The following is a 14542-nucleotide window of genomic DNA, read 5'->3' as shown; positions in this document are numbered from 1 at the left end:
CCCGCTCCCTCTTCTTTTCTCTTTTTGGGGGAGAGGGGGGTGGGGGGGGGCCCCCCCCCCCCCCCCCCCCCCCCCCCCCCCAGGGCCGGAGCCGGTCAGCGGTTCGCGTCGTGGATCTTCCTCATCCGCGCCGCCGCGTCCTCCTTGGACTCCTCCATGCGTCCTTCGGCCTTCTCGGCCGCGCCCTTCATCTCCGTGCCCTTGTCGTCGGCCATGGATCCGAGCTGTTCCTTCGTCTTGCCCTTGAGCTGCTCGGCCTTGCCCTTCATCTTGCCCATGACGGCCTCCCGGCTGGGGTAGCGAGTGCCTGGCGGCTACCCCGGATACGGGGCCTCATGCTCCGCCGGGCCATCAGGCGCCGCTCCGGACGCATGAACTCGCGCGGCGGTGGTAGACGCGGGGGGTCCCCCGTCCGACAGGGACCAGGAGGTACTCATGATTATCCTGGGCGTCATTCTGCTGATCATCGGCTTCGTCACCGGGATCTCGATCCTCTGGACGATCGGCGTGATCCTCGTCGTCATCGGCCTCGTTCTGTGGCTGCTGGGCGCCGTCGGGCACGCGGTGGGAGGCCGTAGGCACTACTGGTGACCGGGCACCGAGCGAGGCATCCCGTGCACGGTCACGGCACTCCCGCCCCCAGCCTCCCCGACGGCCCGGCGCCGTCGGGGGGCGCGGGACCGGACGGGCCGCCGGACGAGGAGGTGCTGCCCAAGGACCACACCCAGGCGATCCTGGAGACCACCAAACGGGTGGCGGCGCTGCTCAAACGGTCCGGCCGTCCCTTTCGCCCTGGCCGGCAGCGTCGCCGCGTTCGCCCACGGGCTCCCCGCCAGCTTCCAGCACGACACCGATTTCTGCGTCCGCCCCGAGGACGCCGACGAGGCCGTCAAGGCCCTGGAGGGCGGCGGCATCGCCATGCGCCGCGCCCCCGAGGACTGGCTGGTCAAGGGGCGCTCGGGCGGCGAGGAGATCGACCTGATCTTCGAGCTGGCCCGCCGCCCGGTGAGCACCGCGCTGCTGGAGCGGGCGACCGTCAAGGCCGTGGACTCGGTGTGGATGCCGGTCCTGTCCCCCACCGACCTCATGGACAGCCGGATGGCCGCGCTGTGCGAGCACTACTGCGACTTCGGCGACCTGCTGCCGATGGCCCGCATGCTGCGCGAGCAGATCGACTGGGTGCGCCTGGAACGCGACCACCGGCACTCGCCGCTGGCCGACGCCTTCCTGCACCTGCTCGGCACCCTCCACGTCATCGACCGCCCGGGCGGGCCCGCCGGCCCGGACAGCACGGAGGACGGCCCGTGAACACGGACACGATCATCGAATACCGCATCGGGCACCTGCGCGACCGCCTCGCGCGCGAGGACGCCGCCGAGCTCGGGGTGCTGGTCGAGGCGCACGGCACGCGCGCCGTGCTGCGCGGCCGGGTGGCCGACGAGGAGGCGCGGGAGGCCGTGCTGCGCGCCGCCGGGGAGGAACTGGCGGGCCTCGACTGGTACGCGGACCTCACCGTGTGCCAGGCCCGGCCGCCCGGCCCCGGGGAGGCCGAGGAGGTGGTGACGTGACCCGCGTGGCGGCCGTGGGGGACATCCACCTCGGCCCCGACAGCGCGGGGCTGCTGCGGCCCGCCTTCGACACCCTCGGCGACTGCGCGGACCTGCTGCTCCTGGCCGGCGACCTGACCCGGCACGGGACGCGCCGCGAGGCGGGGGTGGTGGCGCGGGAGGTGGCCGGGCTGCCGGTGCCGGTGGTCGCGGTGCTCGGCAACCACGACTACGAGAGCGGCGAGGAGGACGCCGTCACCGAGGAGCTCCGTACGGCGGGGGTACGGGTCCTGGAGGGCGAGGGGGTCCTGCTCGACCTCGACGGGACACAGGTGGGGGTGGCGGGGACCAAGGGCTTCGGCGGGGGCTTCGCCGGACGCAGCGGCAGCGAGTTCGGGGAAGAGGAGATGAAGGCGTTCATCCGCTACAGCCGGTCCTGCGCGGACGGGCTCGGACGGGGGCTGCGGGGGCTGCGGCCGCCGTCCGGGGACGGGCTGTCCATCGCGTTGACGCATTACGCGCCGGTGCCGGACACCCTCGCGGGCGAGCCGGCGGAGATCTTCCCATTCCTCGGCAGCTACCTGCTGGCGGAGGCCATGGACGCCGCGGGCGCCGACCTCGCGGTGCACGGGCATGCCCATCTCGGGGCGGAGCACGGAATGACCGCCGGCGGCATCCCGGTGCGCAACGTCGCGATGCCGGTCATCGGCCGGGCCTTCGCGGTGTACCGCCTGACACCCCGGCCGGACAGGGCCTAGAGCTGCCTAGAGTTCCCGCAGGGCGGGCAGCAGGTCGGTCTCCGCCCAGGCCAGGAACGGCCGCTGGTGGTCCCCGCCGATCTGCACGAGGGCGACCTCCGTGAACCCCGCGTCCGCGTAGGCCCGTACCGCTTCCACGACGGCCTCGGGGTCGTCCCCGCAGGGGATGGTGTCGGTGAGGTCCTCGGGACGGGTGTGGCGGGTGGCCGCCGCGAATCCGGCCGGGCCGGGGAGCTCCGCGTTGACCTCCCAGCCGCCGACGGCCCAGCGGAACTGGTCGTGGGCGCGGGCCACCGCCGCGTCGCGGTCGGTGTCGTAGCACAGGGGCAGCTGGCCGACGCACGGCTTGCCGGCGCCGCCGTTCGCGTGGAAGGAGGCCACGAGGTCGCGGTCCGGTTCGACGGCGACGAGGAGGTCGCCGTGGCGTCCGGCGATCTCGCACGAGCGGGGCCCGGAGGCGGCGATGCCGATCGGCGGCGGTGCGTCGGGCAGGTCCCAGAGCCGGGCGTCCTCGACGTCGAAGTGCGCCCCGTGGTGGCTGACGCGCTCTCCGGCGAGGAGGGCGCGGACGATGCCGGCGGCCTCCTCGAACATCTCCAGCCGGACGCGCGCGGACGGCCAGCCGGCGCCGACCACGTGCTCGTTGAGGTTCTCGCCGGACCCCAGGCCCAGCCGGAACCGGCCGCCGGACAGGAGCTGCATCGTGGCGGCCTTCTGCGCGACGACGGCGGGGTGGTAGCGGAAGGTCGGGCAGGTCACGTACGTCATGAGCGGGATCCGGGTGGTGGCCTGCGCGGCGGCGCCCAGGACGCTCCAGGCGTAGGGCGCGTGTCCCTGCGTGTCCAGCCAGGGCTGGTAGTGGTCCGAGACGACGGAGAAGTCGAACCCGGCCCGCTCCGCCCCGACGACGTGGTCGACGAGGTCCCGGGGGCCGGCCTGCTCGGTCATCATCGTGTATCCGATCTGCACCATGCCGGGCGCCTTGCCGCTGCCGCACGGTCCAAACCGGCGGACCGCCGGCCCGGGGCGCCGTCTTCCGGGCGGGGCGGGGGTCCGGCAGGATGGCGCGGCGGGACGGGGTCCGGTGTCGGGTGGTCCGGAGGGGCGTGTGGGGGCAGGGCGGGAGCAGGAGCGGCGGGACGCGTGGTACCGGGATCCGTACCCGCTGTACGAGCGGGCGCGGCGGACGGCGGGGCTGACGTACGTGCCCGAGGCCGACGCGTGGCTGGTGGCGCGGGACGAGGACGTGCGGGAGGTGCTGCGGCGGGCGGAGGACTTCTCCTCCGCCAACGCGCTGCTGCCCGACATCGAGGTGTCGGAGGCGGCCCTCGGGGTGCTGGCGCGCGGGTTCGGGCCGCGGCCGACCGTGGTCTCCTCCGACGGGGCCGTCCACCGGCGCCACCGTGCCCCGCTCAACCGGGCGCTGTCCACCGCGCGGTCGGCGGCGCTGCTACCGTACGCGCGCCGGTGCGCGCGGGAGCTGGTGGACGCGGTCGCCGCGGCCGGTTCCGCCGAGCTGGTGGGGGCGTACGCGCGGAAGCTGCCCGGACTGGTGGTGGGGCGGCTGATCGGGCTGGACCCGGCGGACGTGCCGGCCGCCGTGCACGGCGGGTACCGGGCCGAGGAGCTGCTGTTCCGCCCGCTGTCGCCGCCGGAGCAGGTGGCGGCGGCCGAGGACGTCGTCGCCCTCCAGGAGCTGCTGGACGGGTACGTCCGCGAGCGCAGGGCGCGGCCCCGCGAGGACCTGTGCTCGGACCTGGCGGCGGCCGCCGCCCCGCCCGGGGCCGCGCTCGGCGTCGAACAGCGCCACGAGCTGGTGGCGCACCTGCAGAACCTGCTGATCGCGGGCTTCCTGACGACCAGCGCGCTGATCGCCACCACCCTGACGCACCTGCTCGCCGACCGGCGCCAGTGGGAACTGCTCCGCTCCGATCCCGGGCTCGTCCCGGCGGCGGTGGAGGAGGGGCTGCGGTTCGACACGGCGGTGCAGGCCTTCCGCCGGGTCACGACCCGTCCGGTGGAGCTCGCCGGGACGGAGCTGCCCGCCGGCACCGCGCTGCTCGTGGCGTACGCGTCGGCCAACCGGGACGGGCGGCGGTACGAGGACGCCGGCGTCTTCGACATCCGGCGGCCCGCGAGCCGGCCGCACCTGGCGTTCGGGCACGGCCCGCACGCCTGCCCGGGTTCCCACCTGGCGCGCGGTCAGCTCCGGCTCACCCTGGAACTGTTCGCCGAGACCCTGCCGGGCCTGCGGCTGGACGCGAGCCGGCCGGCTCCGCAGATGCGCCCCACGCTCATCCACCGCTCGCCGGAGGCCCTGTACGTGACCTGGTGAGTCCGGCCGGGTGCGAAAATGCTGCTGTCGGGGCGGATGGACGGGCAGTGGAGGGCGGCGAGCGGTGGCGGACGGCCGGACGGAGCGGGGTCGGCGGACCCGGGAGAAGATCGCGGACGCCCTGCTCGAACTGCTCGACGAGGGTGTCGTGGAGTTCCCCGCGGAGCGCGTGGCCGAACGGGCCGGGGTCTCGCGCCGGCTGGTGTTCCACCACTTCGCCGACATGTCCGAGCTCGTCGACCTCGCCATCACCCGGCGGCTGGAGCAGCTGGCCGAGCAGATCCGGCCGCTGCCCGTGACGGGGCCGCGCGGGGTCCGGGTGGCGGCCCTGGCCGAGCAGCGGGCCCGGATCCTGGAGTGGATCACCCCGGCCCGGCTGACGCTGATGCGGATCGAGCACCCGTCGCCGCGCATCCGCCAGGTCACGGACGAGGCGTTCGCGGACGCCCGGCGCCGGGTCGCGGAGATCTTCGCGGAGGAGCTCGGCCGGCTCGACGGGGAGCGGGCGGCCGAACTGCTGGAGGGGCTGGACGCCGTCACCACCTGGGGGGCCTGGCACCACTGGCGCTCCGGCGGGAAGAGCCCGGAGCAGGCGCGGGCGGCGATGGAGGCCACCGTGCTGAACCTGCTGGTCTCGGCCGACCACCCGCGGGGCTGACGGCCGAGGGCGGCGGCCGAGGGCGGCGGCCGAGGGTCAGCCCAGGGCGACGTCCTGGGCCCGGGCGGTCACGGTCACCCCGGCCTCGCCGGCCGAGACGCCCGTGGGCCGCAGGCCGAGCGGCAGTGCGGGCAGGGTGCGGGTCCGGCCGGCGAGCGCCCGGGTGATCAGCGGGCTGTCGGGGTCCAGGGGCCGGCCGGCCAGTGTGGCGGAGGCCGCGTGGAGGGACAGGACCCCGTGGTCGAGCCGGACGTCCGCCGTCAGCGTCAGGGTCGCGCCGAGGACGCTGCGCCGGATGAGCAGCCGGCCGCCGCCCGCGTCGGAGAGCGTGGTGGTCCCATCGGTCCCGTCGGTCCCGTCGCTCCCGTCGCCGAGCGAGGCGTATGGGGCGGTGAACCGGGCCGACGCCGAGGCCGCCCGGTATCCCCCGGCCGCGCGGGTGACATCGTCGACCGTGACCTCCGCCGTGACGGGACGGCCCCGGCCGGTCGTGCCGTCGGCGCGCACGCGGACCTCGGGGTAGCGGTCGCGGGCCGCGCCGAGGAGGAAGGGCCGGCCCTCGATGGAGACCTCCGGCCGTGCGGTCAGGCCCGGTTGGCGCCGGGCGATCCGGTCGGCGAGCCGGCTCTCCGTCAGGCCCCGGGCGGTGGCGTCGGCGACGGGCAGCGCGAGCAGCAGCGCGGCGGCGGCCGCGGCGAGCACCGTACGGCGGCGCGGGCCGAGGGGGCGCGGGCCGAGGGGGCGCGGGCCGAGGGGGCGCGGGCCGAGGGGGCGCGGGGTGGGCGTGCGGAACCTCATCGGGGACCTCGTCGGGGGCTTCACCGGGTGGGAAGGGCGGGCGGGGCGGGGGCTGCCGGATGGGGCGCGGGGCCGGGCGCGGGCGGGCCGTCCGGGGCGGCTCCCCCGGGGGCGGGCCGTCCGTCGGCGCCGGCGGTCGCGGGGAGGGTGTGGGCGGCGCCCTCGATGTCCAGGTCGGGGAGGATCCGGTCGAGCCACCGCGGGATCCACCAGCCGCGGTCCCCCAGCAGGGTCATCGTGGTGGGGACGAGCAGTGCGCGGACCACGGTGACGTCCAGGGCCACGGCCGCGGCCAGCCCCGTCCCGAACATCTTCACCACGGGGTCGTCCGAGAGCAGGTAGGCGAGGAAGACGCTCACCATGATCAGCGCGGCGGAGGTGATGATCCCGCCGGTCGAGGCGAGTCCGAGGACCACCGCCCGGCGGGCGTCACGGCCTTCGAGGAAGCGCTCGCGGACCGCGGTGAGCAGGAAGACCTCGTAGTCCATGGAGAGGCCGAACAGGACGGCGAACATCAGCAGCGGGACGTACCCGGGCACCGGCACCGGCCCCTCCAGCCCGATGGCCCGCGCGCCCCAGCCCCACTGGAACACCGCGGTGAGGACCCCGTACGCGGCGGCCACCGACAGGAGGTTGAGCACGGCGGCCTTGAGGGCGAGCAGGGGTGAGCGGAAGGCCGCGAGGAGCAGCAGCGCGGCCACGGCGACGACGACGCCGATGACGGCGGGCAGCCGGTCCGCGAGGCGGCCGTTGAGGTCGGCCACGGCGGCCGGGGCGCCGCCCACGTGCGCGGTGCCCGCGCCGTCGGCGGTGGCGGCTGGCAGCACGTCCCGGCGCAGGGTGTCGACGAGCCGTGCGGTGGCCGGGTCCCCGGGGGCGGTCGTGGGGGTGACCTGCCAGCGCACGGTGCGGGTGCCCGGCGCGGTCTGCGGCGGGCTCACGGCCGCCACGCCCGGGGTGTGGGCCAGGGCCGCGGAGACCTCGGCGATCCGGGGGTCCTGCGGGCCGCCGGGGGCGGTGGGGAGGGTGTCCGTCACCTGGAGGGGGCCGGTCACGCCCGGTCCGAAGGCGGCCGACAGCCGCTCGTACGCGGTGCGGCTGGCGGAGCCGGCCGGTTTGTCGCCGGCGTCGAGCTGGCCGAACGTGAGGCCGGCGGCGGGGGCGGCGAGCAGGAAAAGCAGGGCGAGGCCGGCGAGGAGGTGGCGCCAGGGCCGGGCGGCGACGCGTTCGGCCAGCCGCTGCCAGCCGCCCGCGGCCGGTGCGCCGGGGGTGCGGACACCTTCGGGAGCGCCGTCGGGAGCGGCCGTGGGAGTGTCGGCCGGGGCGGTGGCGCCGAGGAAGCGGGACAACAGGCTCAGCAGCGCGGGCAGCAGGGTGAGGGTGGCCGCGACGGCGACCAGGACCGCCAGCGCGGGGGCCAGCGCGAGGGCGTGCAGCAGCGGCAGCCCGCCGAGGGCGAGCCCGGCCAGGGCGGCGATCACGGCGCAGCCGGCGAAGGCGGCGGCCTTGCCGGCGGTGGCCGTGGCGAGGGCGGCCGCCTCCTCGGCGGCGGCGCCGAGGCCGCGCAGTGCGCGGAAGCGGGTGAGGCTGAACAGGGTGTAGTCGATGCCGACGCCCAGGCCGATCATGGCGGCGATGGTGGTGCCGGAGGACGGCATGTCCATGAGGTGCCCGGCCAGGCCGACCGCGGCCAGGGACACGGCGAGCCCGGCGATGCCGAGGGCGAGCGGGAGCCCCGCCGCGGCGGCCTTGCGGAAGCCGAGGAGGAGGACCACCGCGGCGGCGGCCAGGCCGATCAGCTCGCTGTGGCCGGTGTCGGGCCGGTCCACGGCGGCGGCCAGGTCCCCGCCCGGGGTGACCTCGATGCCGGCGGCGCGGGCCGGGGCGGCGGCGTCGGTGATCCGGTGGGTGAGGGCGGGGGTGATGTCGCGGCCGGTGACGTCGAGGCCGAGGGTGAGGTAGGCGGTGTGGCCGCCGGCGCCGACCGCCGGCCCGCCCGCGCGGTCGTAGGGGGAGGTGACGGCGACGACGTGCGGCACCCGGGCGATGGCTTGGGCGGCGCGTTCCACGGCGTCCCGGGCGGCCTCCCCCGTCAGGACCTCTCCGTCGGCGGGGGTGTGCAGGACGAGCGGCTGGTTGCCGGAGGCGGGGCCGGGGAAGGCCGTGGCGGCGGTGTCGAGGGCGGCCTGGCTGTCGCTGCCGGGTATCTTCACGGCCTCGCTGGTGACCCGGCCGTAGGCCAGGACGGCTCCGCCGAGCGCCAGGAGCAGCAGGAGCCATGCCGCGACCACGCGTTTCGGCCGGTGGGCGCACCAGCGCCCCAGGGCGAGGAACATCCGGGCACTCCCCTTCCGTCCGGCGACGGCGCGCGCCCCGGAGTCGATCCACCTTCATTGCACTGTCAGTGCAGCAGTAAAGCTGCACTGACAGTGCAAGAATGTCAATCGCGGACGGTCGCGGCGGGCTCCGGGGGGCCCTGCCTCAGCGCAGGGTCCAGTGGAACTTGCCGCCGCTGACCCACCGGACCTCGTCCAGGTCGTCAAGGTCGTGGATGGTGGCCCCGGCCTGGGCGGCGATCAGCAGGACGTCCGTCATCGACGTCGCCCGTCCGACGACCTCTCCGTCGAGCTCGACGATCCGGAACGGCGGATCGCCCGGCTGGACGCCGAGAACGGTGATGCGCGCCGGGGAGATGTGGGGAGTCGATCCTTCAGTCATGGGAAAACGGTTCCACGAGGTGGCCGGTGACGGGCGCGGCGACACGTTTCACGGGGCCGATCCGCCGCGCGCGGCTCCCGGCGGGCCGTCACCGGCCGCGGGCGACGCCTTCGACGGCGCGCAGCACCCGAGCCGCTCCGTCCTCGGTCCGCATGTGCCGCGCGGCCTCCCGGGCGGCACGGGCGTACCCCTCCTGCGTCACCGCCCGGCCGAGGGCGTCGGCGAGCGCTTCCGCGGTGAGGACGCCGAAGCGGACGGGGGCGGTGGCGGCGCCGAGCGCGGCGAGGCGGCGCGCCCAGAACGGCTGGTCCGCCGCCACGGGGACGGTCACCGCCGGGATCCCGGCGCGCAGCGCGGCCGCCGAGGTACCGGCCCCGGCGTGGTGGACGACGGCGGCGAGCCGGGGGAAGAGGAGGGCGTGCGGAACGTCTCCGACGGTCAGGACGTCCGGGCCGGCGTCCGCCCTCAGCCCGGCACTCCCGCCCTGAAGGATGCCGCGCAGCCCCGCGCGGCGCAGGGCCCGTACGGCGAGTTCACCGAGCCGCTCGCCCTCCCCGGCGGCCATGCTGCCGAAGCCGATGAGGACGGGCGGGGGCCCGGCGCCGAGGAAGTCCTCCAGCTCGGGGGGAAGCGTTTCGGCCGGGTCGACGTGCGGCCACCAGTTGCCCACGACGTCCAGGCCCGGCCGCCAGTCGGACGGGGCCGGTACGAGCGCCGTGCTGCAGCCGTGCAGGACGGGCCACCGCGCCCGCTCCTGCCGCCGGCGCATGGCGGACGCCGTGAGCGGCGCCAGCCCGAGGCGGTCGCGCAGCCGGGCGACGCCCTCCTCGCTGATCCGGTCGGCCATGCGCAGCGCGAACCGTCCCGCCGCGCGGTTGCCGAGGCGGCCCAGTGAGCGTGCGCCGGTGACGACGGGCGGGAAGTCCCCGGTGGGGGCGGTGGGCTGGAGGTAGACGCCGAGGCCGGGCGTTCCGGTGGCCTCGGTGAGGTGCCAGCCGAGCGGGGCGGTGGTGGTGGACAGCAGGAGCAGGTCCGTGCCCTCGTCCACGGCGTCCGCGAAGCCCTGGCCCAGCCCGGCGAGGAACGCGGAGGCGGTGCGCATCAGCGCGCGCCGGTCGCCGACGTCGCCGTGCGGCCGGCTGTCGGCGGGGAGGCACCGGAACTCCAGGCCCGCGGCGCGCACGAGGGGGGCGAAGGGCTCGGTGGTGGCCAGGGCGACCTCATGGCCCGCGGCGCGCAGGGCGGCGCCCAGGCCCGTGTAGGGGTCGACGTCCCCGCGCGATCCGGCGGCGGCGATCAGTATCCTCATCGTTCCTCTTCGGTGTCGGTGCGGCCGTCCGTGCGGCGGGCCGCGTTGGCGTGTACGGCCTTGCACAGGTAGGCGGCGAGGCCCGGGCGCTGCTGTGCGTGCGGTACGACGAGGGCGAAGGCGCGGGGATCGGCGAGGAAGTCGTCCGCGATGCGCCGGTGCATGCCGGGCGTGCAGGAGGTGAACCACCGCGAGACGTGCAGCCGGTGCTCCTCGGCGAGGTCCATGGCGCGCGCGCCGTCGGCCGGCTCCCCCTCGTCGAAGGCGCCGAGCAGTTCGGCGCGCCAGGCGGTGGCCTCGCGCATGAGCCGGCGCCAGTCGTCCTTGGTGTGGGCGGCGGCGCGGGCCATCGCCTCGCGGCCGCCCTCCGAGGCGGTCCACTTGCGCTCCGCCTCCGTGGCGTAGCTCAGGTCGAAGGCGATCTCCCCGAACACCTCGAAGCGTTCCCGCGGGGTGAGTTCGACCCCGGTCCGCTGGACCTCGATGGCCCGGGAGGCCACCTCCGCGAGCCGCTGCAGCCGGGCGATCTCCTCGCCGAGCTGCCGCTGCCGGGCCTCCAGCTGCTCCAGGACGTTCGCCTGCGGGTCCTGGAGGATCGCGGCCGTCTCGTCGAGGCTGAAGCCGAGCTCGCGGTAGAAGAGGATCTGCTGGAGGCGGGCCAGGTCCGCGTCGTCGTAGAGCCGGTATCCGGCGGCGCTGCGGCTGCCGGGCGAGAGCAGCCCGGCCCTGTCGTAGTGGTGCAGCGTACGCACCGTCACCCCGGCGAAAGCCGCGACCTGTCCCACGGAGTAACTCATCCACCTGCCCTTTCGTCGGCGTTCAGCCTGAAGCCTGACGTGGGGGGAGGGTCAAATCCGGTCTGCTCCGCAGGACTAGGCGGGCCTGCAGCCGTCGGCGACCGTGTCGGCGAAGGCACGGGCGAGGGGGGTGAGGGCGTCCCAGCGGCGGACCGCCCAGCCGACCGCGAGCGGGGGCAGGGCCGGTACGGGAACGAGGCGCAGCGTGCCGTCGGCCGGTGCCCGCAGCCCGGGGACGGCCGGTACGACGGTGTGGCCGAGGCCGAGTTCGGCGAGCAGCAGCGCGGTGTCCCAGTCGGCGACGCTGGTGTCGGAGCCGACGCGGACGCCGAGTTCGGTGAAGGCCGCGTCCAGGCGGGCGCCGGAGAGGGAGTTGGGCGGGAGGCGGACGAGGCGCAGGCCGGTGAGGTCGGCGGGGTCGATGACCGGACGGGCCGCGAGCGGGTGCCCGGCGCGGACGGCGAGGACCCAGGGGAGGTCGACCACGGGGCGCTGCTCGATGCCGGGTACCGGCGGGCCGATGGTGACCCAGGCGAGGTCGAGGGTGCCGGCCAGCAGGGCGTCGAAGCAGCGGCGGCTGGAGGTCTCGGTGCGGAACTCCAGGCTGACGCGGGCGTGGCGCCGCCGGAAGCCGGCGATGGCCTCGGCCATGAAGTGGCGGACGGTGGCCCCGCCGGTGCCGACGCGGACGGAGCCGCCCTCCCCGTCGGCCAGTTCGCCGATCCGGCGCAGCGCCCGGTCCAGCGCGCCGATCCCCTCGGCGGCGGCCTCGTGGAGGATGCGTCCGGCCGCGGTGGGCACGACGCCGCGCGGCCGGCGCTCCAGGAGGCCGACGCCCGTCTCCCGTTCGAGCCGCTTCACGTGCTGGCTCACCGCGGACTGCGTGCGGCCCAGCTCCCGCGCCACGCCGCTCAGGCTTCCGGCCCGGCAGACGGCGACGAACACCCGTAGGTCGTCCAAGGTCATGGCACCCAAGCTAGGGCTTGGGTCCGGGCAAGGAAACCCCAGGATTGACTGGGCTCCCGGCGGAGCGGCAGGATCGGGGTGGGCCCAGGCGGCAACCCGTCCGGTGCCCGCGACCGGTTCCGGAGCCGGGTGCGGGCGCCGGCGGGTGCCGACCACTCCACCGCACAACACCGCACCGCGCCGCACCACCGCGCCCCGCACCACCGGCGGCGCTCAGCGCCTGAGTTCGGGAGCCAGGAGGTCCATCAGGAGGCCGTCGTGCCAGGTGCCGTCGGATCCGCGCTCGTACTGGCGCATGGTGCCGACCGGCCGGAAGCCGACCTTTTCGTAGCAGCGGATCGCCGCGGCGTTGTCGGCCGCCGGGTCGATGACGAGGCGGTGGTAGCCGCGGTCGTCGACGAGGTGGCGGGCCAGGGTGCGTACGGCGTCGGTGCCCAGCCCGATGCCGTGGACGGCGGGGTCGAGGAAGAGGTCGATGCCGGCGTGCCGGTAGTCCGGCTCCTCCTCCGCGTACCACTGGATCATGCCGACGATCCGCTCCTCGTGGCTGATGGTGAGGCAGATCGTGCCGGAGTCCTCCAGATCGCCGGCGATCTCCGCTTCGAGGTCGTCCTCGCCGCGCCACCGCGCGCGGACCTCGGGGGTGGCGCGGATGGCGGCCAGGGCGGGGATGTCCTCGGTGAGGGTGGGGCGGAGGACGACGGAGGCACCTTGAAGGACGGTCATGAGCAGGCAGGATAGGCGACGGTGCCGCCGTCACCAGCCGATCAACGGGGCCACGTCGAAGACCGGGGGGAGGGTCCCTCCGGGGTCGAGGTTGACGAACGTCCGCCCGGACAGGGCCGTCCGCTCGCCCACCGGGAGGCCCCGCAGCACCGCCGGCTCTCCCCCGGCCCTGCCGGTGCGCGGGTCCAGGGCCCACAGGTGGTCGTAGGCGCCCCGGGAGACCACCGCGAGGCCGCCGTCGGAGGTGACGCCCAGGGTGCGGACCCAGCAGTCGTCGCCGAGGGGCCGGGACCACAGGAGGTGCCCGTCCGTCAGCGCGTAGGCGGCCAGGACCTCCCGCTCCTCGCGCTCCGGGACCGCCACGACGAGGACGTCGCCGATACGGATCCGGCGGCCGGGCGCCGACGGGACGTAGGGGGAATCCGCGTCCTGGTGCGGCCGGCCCTCCGCGTCGAGGACGAGGAGGCGGTCGCCCGCGATGACGGCGGCCGCCGGGGCGGCCGCGACGAGGCGCGGCGGTTCGATCCCGGCGGGCAGGGGGGTCTGCCGGATCCGGGCGCCGGTGCCGGCGTCCAGGGTGAGGAGTCCGCCGCCTGACGCGGAGCGGGTGACGGCCAGGACGCGGTCCGGTCCGGCCAGCAGGTCGGTGACGGCGGCCCCCGCCGGGAGCGGGGAGCTCCAGCGGTCGGCGCCCGTGCGGAGGTCGCGGGCCACGACGGCGCCGCCCGTCGCCGTGACGGCGAGCGAGCCGCCCGCGGACACCGCGGGCGACGGCTCAGCGAGGGTCCTCAGCCACAGCTCCCGGCCGCTGGACAGGTCCACCGCCCTGACGCGGGCGCCGCACGCGCCGTCCCACGCGTACAGCAGGAGGCCGGTGCCGGAAGGGGTGCCCGCGCTCATGCCGCAGATCTCCGACCCGTCCGGGGACGCGCCGAGGCGCCAGCCGTGGCGGCCCTCGCCGTCGTACGCGGTCACCCCGTCCGTACGGACCCGGATCACGGCGGCGGCGCCCGGTTCCGTCGTCCAGGCGCCCAGCGGCGCGCCCGCGGCCGGGCCCTCCGGGAGCTGGTGGCCGAAGAGGGCCAGGTGCGGGCCCCGCAGCCACTCGAACCCCTGCCAGGCGGGCGGCAGCGCGGCGACGGCCACCAGGGAGCCGGCCACCCAGCCGGCGGCCGACCGGCGGGAGCGGCCCCGCAGCACCGCCCACCACAGCAGCCCTGCGCCGGCCCCGGCGCCGGACGCCCACAGCAGCAGCCACCCGAGCCCGCGCGGGCAGCCGCCGGCGGCGCAGACGGTCTCCGTCATGTCGACGAGGATCGATTTCCCGCACAGGACGGCGTACAGCGCCGCGACGGCGGTGGCGGCGCAGGCCGCCACGAGCGCCGCCGCTCCCCACCACCGCGTGCCCGGCGACGGCCGGTCTTCCATACTTCTCCTCGCCGGAACGCGCGTCGTGCGCGCGTCCGCCGGCCGTTGTGGTTTCGGTTTGTCTCCGACCCTGAAAGTAGTTGACGTGCTCATCGTTCGCTCCGTCGCCCTGTTCGCCGTCGCCGCCCTGTTCGAGATCGGCGGGGCCTGGCTGGTCTGGCAGGGGGTGCGGGAGCACCGCGGGTGGGCGTGGATCGGTGCGGGGGTGATCGCCCTCGGCGTCTACGGCTTCGTCGCGACCCTGCAGGAGGACGCGAACTTCGGCAGGATCCTGGCCGCCTACGGCGGGGTGTTCGTGGCCGGTTCCCTCGCCTGGGCCATGGTCCTCGACGGGTACCGTCCCGACCGGGCGGACGTCGTCGGGGCGTTGATCTGCCTCGCCGGCGTGGGGGTGATCATGTATGGGCCGCGCGGGTAGCGCGGGAGGCCGGCCGGGGCCGGCTGGGGGCCGGCCGCGACCGGCTGCGACCGGCTGGGGGCCTCCCCGGACCGCCGCCTGAGC

At 76.2% G+C, this 14542-nt stretch carries 17 protein-coding genes; 7 read left to right on the top strand and 10 right to left on the bottom strand.

Annotation, left to right across the window (positions count from 1 at the left end):
• Nucleotides 1-95: 95 nt before the first annotated feature.
• Nucleotides 96-278, bottom strand: a complete 183-nt coding sequence (locus tag ACZ5NJ_RS28975) for a CsbD family protein (protein ID WP_468768544.1) — start codon at nt 276-278, stop codon at nt 96-98.
• 157 nt (nt 279-435) lie between these two features.
• Between ACZ5NJ_RS28975 and ACZ5NJ_RS28970 the strand changes: the two genes are divergently transcribed.
• The 4 genes from ACZ5NJ_RS28970 (at nt 436) to ACZ5NJ_RS28955 (ending at nt 2305) form a co-directional block, all read left to right on the top strand.
• The gene (locus ACZ5NJ_RS28970) at nt 436-591 is read left to right on the top strand and encodes a DUF6131 family protein (protein WP_468768543.1); all 156 of its coding nucleotides are present in this window, start codon (nt 436-438) and stop codon (nt 589-591) included.
• 327 nt (nt 592-918) lie between these two features.
• Nucleotides 919-1308 carry a hypothetical protein gene (locus ACZ5NJ_RS28965; protein WP_468768542.1) on the top strand — a complete coding sequence of 130 codons (390 nt, stop codon included), beginning with the start codon at nt 919-921 and terminating at the stop codon, nt 1306-1308.
• A complete protein-coding gene (locus tag ACZ5NJ_RS28960; protein WP_468768541.1) occupies nt 1305-1568 on the top strand; it encodes a hypothetical protein in 264 nt (87 codons plus the stop codon). Before ACZ5NJ_RS28965 ends, ACZ5NJ_RS28960 begins: the two co-directional genes overlap by 4 nt.
• Complete coding sequence (locus ACZ5NJ_RS28955; RefSeq protein ID WP_468768540.1) at nt 1565-2305, top strand: metallophosphoesterase family protein; 741 nt, start codon at nt 1565-1567, stop codon at nt 2303-2305. Before ACZ5NJ_RS28960 ends, ACZ5NJ_RS28955 begins: the two co-directional genes overlap by 4 nt.
• A gap of 6 nt (nt 2306-2311) precedes the next feature.
• Here ACZ5NJ_RS28955 and ACZ5NJ_RS28950 read toward each other — a convergent pair whose 3' ends face one another.
• The gene (locus ACZ5NJ_RS28950; RefSeq protein WP_468768538.1) at nt 2312-3277 is read right to left on the bottom strand and encodes an LLM class F420-dependent oxidoreductase; all 966 of its coding nucleotides are present in this window, start codon (nt 3275-3277) and stop codon (nt 2312-2314) included.
• A 136-nt stretch (nt 3278-3413) separates the two neighbouring features.
• On the opposite strand from ACZ5NJ_RS28950, the gene ACZ5NJ_RS28945 reads away from it, so the two are divergent.
• Together ACZ5NJ_RS28945 and ACZ5NJ_RS28940 are read left to right on the top strand one after the other, a co-directional pair.
• Entirely contained in the window at nt 3414-4640 is a 1227-nt protein-coding gene (locus tag ACZ5NJ_RS28945) for a cytochrome P450 (protein WP_468768537.1), read from the top strand.
• Nucleotides 4641-4704: 64 nt separating this feature from the next.
• On the top strand, nt 4705-5298 hold the full coding sequence (locus tag ACZ5NJ_RS28940; RefSeq protein ID WP_468768536.1) for a TetR/AcrR family transcriptional regulator: 594 nt from the start codon (nt 4705-4707) through the stop codon (nt 5296-5298).
• 36 nt (nt 5299-5334) lie between these two features.
• On the opposite strand, the gene ACZ5NJ_RS28935 is transcribed toward ACZ5NJ_RS28940, so the two are convergent.
• The 8 genes from ACZ5NJ_RS28935 to ACZ5NJ_RS28900 form a co-directional block, all read right to left on the bottom strand.
• Entirely contained in the window at nt 5335-6096 is a 762-nt protein-coding gene (locus tag ACZ5NJ_RS28935) for an LmeA family phospholipid-binding protein (RefSeq protein WP_468768534.1), read from the bottom strand.
• A 20-nt stretch (nt 6097-6116) separates the two neighbouring features.
• Nucleotides 6117-8432 carry an MMPL family transporter gene (locus ACZ5NJ_RS28930; protein WP_468768532.1) on the bottom strand — a complete coding sequence of 772 codons (2316 nt, stop codon included), beginning with the start codon at nt 8430-8432 and terminating at the stop codon, nt 6117-6119.
• 145 nt (nt 8433-8577) lie between these two features.
• Entirely contained in the window at nt 8578-8814 is a 237-nt protein-coding gene (locus ACZ5NJ_RS28925) for a hypothetical protein (RefSeq protein ID WP_468768531.1), read from the bottom strand.
• Nucleotides 8815-8902: 88 nt separating this feature from the next.
• A complete protein-coding gene (locus tag ACZ5NJ_RS28920) occupies nt 8903-10123 on the bottom strand; it encodes a glycosyltransferase (protein WP_468768530.1) in 1221 nt (406 codons plus the stop codon).
• A complete protein-coding gene (locus tag ACZ5NJ_RS28915) occupies nt 10120-10920 on the bottom strand; it encodes a MerR family transcriptional regulator (RefSeq protein WP_468768528.1) in 801 nt (266 codons plus the stop codon). The genes ACZ5NJ_RS28920 and ACZ5NJ_RS28915 overlap by 4 nt, the downstream gene beginning before the upstream one ends.
• 75 nt (nt 10921-10995) lie before the next feature.
• The gene (locus tag ACZ5NJ_RS28910; protein ID WP_468768526.1) at nt 10996-11886 is read right to left on the bottom strand and encodes a LysR family transcriptional regulator; all 891 of its coding nucleotides are present in this window, start codon (nt 11884-11886) and stop codon (nt 10996-10998) included.
• A 213-nt stretch (nt 11887-12099) separates the two neighbouring features.
• Entirely contained in the window at nt 12100-12612 is a 513-nt protein-coding gene (locus ACZ5NJ_RS28905; protein WP_468768525.1) for a GNAT family N-acetyltransferase, read from the bottom strand.
• Nucleotides 12613-12642: 30 nt separating this feature from the next.
• Nucleotides 12643-14040 carry an outer membrane protein assembly factor BamB family protein gene (locus ACZ5NJ_RS28900; RefSeq protein ID WP_468768524.1) on the bottom strand — a complete coding sequence of 466 codons (1398 nt, stop codon included), beginning with the start codon at nt 14038-14040 and terminating at the stop codon, nt 12643-12645.
• An 85-nt stretch (nt 14041-14125) separates the two neighbouring features.
• On the opposite strand from ACZ5NJ_RS28900, the gene ACZ5NJ_RS28895 reads away from it, so the two are divergent.
• The gene (locus ACZ5NJ_RS28895) at nt 14126-14458 is read left to right on the top strand and encodes a YnfA family protein (protein WP_468768522.1); all 333 of its coding nucleotides are present in this window, start codon (nt 14126-14128) and stop codon (nt 14456-14458) included.
• Nucleotides 14459-14542: the final 84 nt, after the last annotated feature.

The organism is Streptomyces sp. NPDC032091 (assembly GCF_055580265.1).
The sequence above is the reverse complement of the archived record's forward strand: the minus strand, read 5'-3'. Positions and strand labels throughout refer to the sequence as shown.

What these genes read in the sequence shown, in the direction of transcription:
- ACZ5NJ_RS28975 (WP_468768544.1), bottom strand. Translation starts at nt 278, where the DNA reads ATGGGCAAGATGAAGGGCAAGGCCGAGCAGCTCAAGGGCAAGACGAAG.
- ACZ5NJ_RS28970 (WP_468768543.1), top strand. Translation starts at nt 436, where the DNA reads ATGATTATCCTGGGCGTCATTCTGCTGATCATCGGCTTCGTCACCGGG.
- ACZ5NJ_RS28965 (WP_468768542.1), top strand. Translation starts at nt 919, where the DNA reads ATGCGCCGCGCCCCCGAGGACTGGCTGGTCAAGGGGCGCTCGGGCGGC.
- ACZ5NJ_RS28950 (WP_468768538.1), bottom strand. Translation starts at nt 3,277, where the DNA reads ATGGTGCAGATCGGATACACGATGATGACCGAGCAGGCCGGCCCCCGG.
- ACZ5NJ_RS28935 (WP_468768534.1), bottom strand. Translation starts at nt 6,096, where the DNA reads ATGAGGTTCCGCACGCCCACCCCGCGCCCCCTCGGCCCGCGCCCCCTC.
- ACZ5NJ_RS28930 (WP_468768532.1), bottom strand. Translation starts at nt 8,432, where the DNA reads ATGTTCCTCGCCCTGGGGCGCTGGTGCGCCCACCGGCCGAAACGCGTG.
- ACZ5NJ_RS28925 (WP_468768531.1), bottom strand. Translation starts at nt 8,814, where the DNA reads ATGACTGAAGGATCGACTCCCCACATCTCCCCGGCGCGCATCACCGTT.
- ACZ5NJ_RS28920 (WP_468768530.1), bottom strand. Translation starts at nt 10,123, where the DNA reads ATGAGGATACTGATCGCCGCCGCCGGATCGCGCGGGGACGTCGACCCC.
- ACZ5NJ_RS28915 (WP_468768528.1), bottom strand. Translation starts at nt 10,920, where the DNA reads ATGAGTTACTCCGTGGGACAGGTCGCGGCTTTCGCCGGGGTGACGGTG.
- ACZ5NJ_RS28910 (WP_468768526.1), bottom strand. Translation starts at nt 11,886, where the DNA reads ATGACCTTGGACGACCTACGGGTGTTCGTCGCCGTCTGCCGGGCCGGA.
- ACZ5NJ_RS28905 (WP_468768525.1), bottom strand. Translation starts at nt 12,612, where the DNA reads ATGACCGTCCTTCAAGGTGCCTCCGTCGTCCTCCGCCCCACCCTCACC.
- ACZ5NJ_RS28900 (WP_468768524.1), bottom strand. Translation starts at nt 14,040, where the DNA reads ATGGAAGACCGGCCGTCGCCGGGCACGCGGTGGTGGGGAGCGGCGGCG.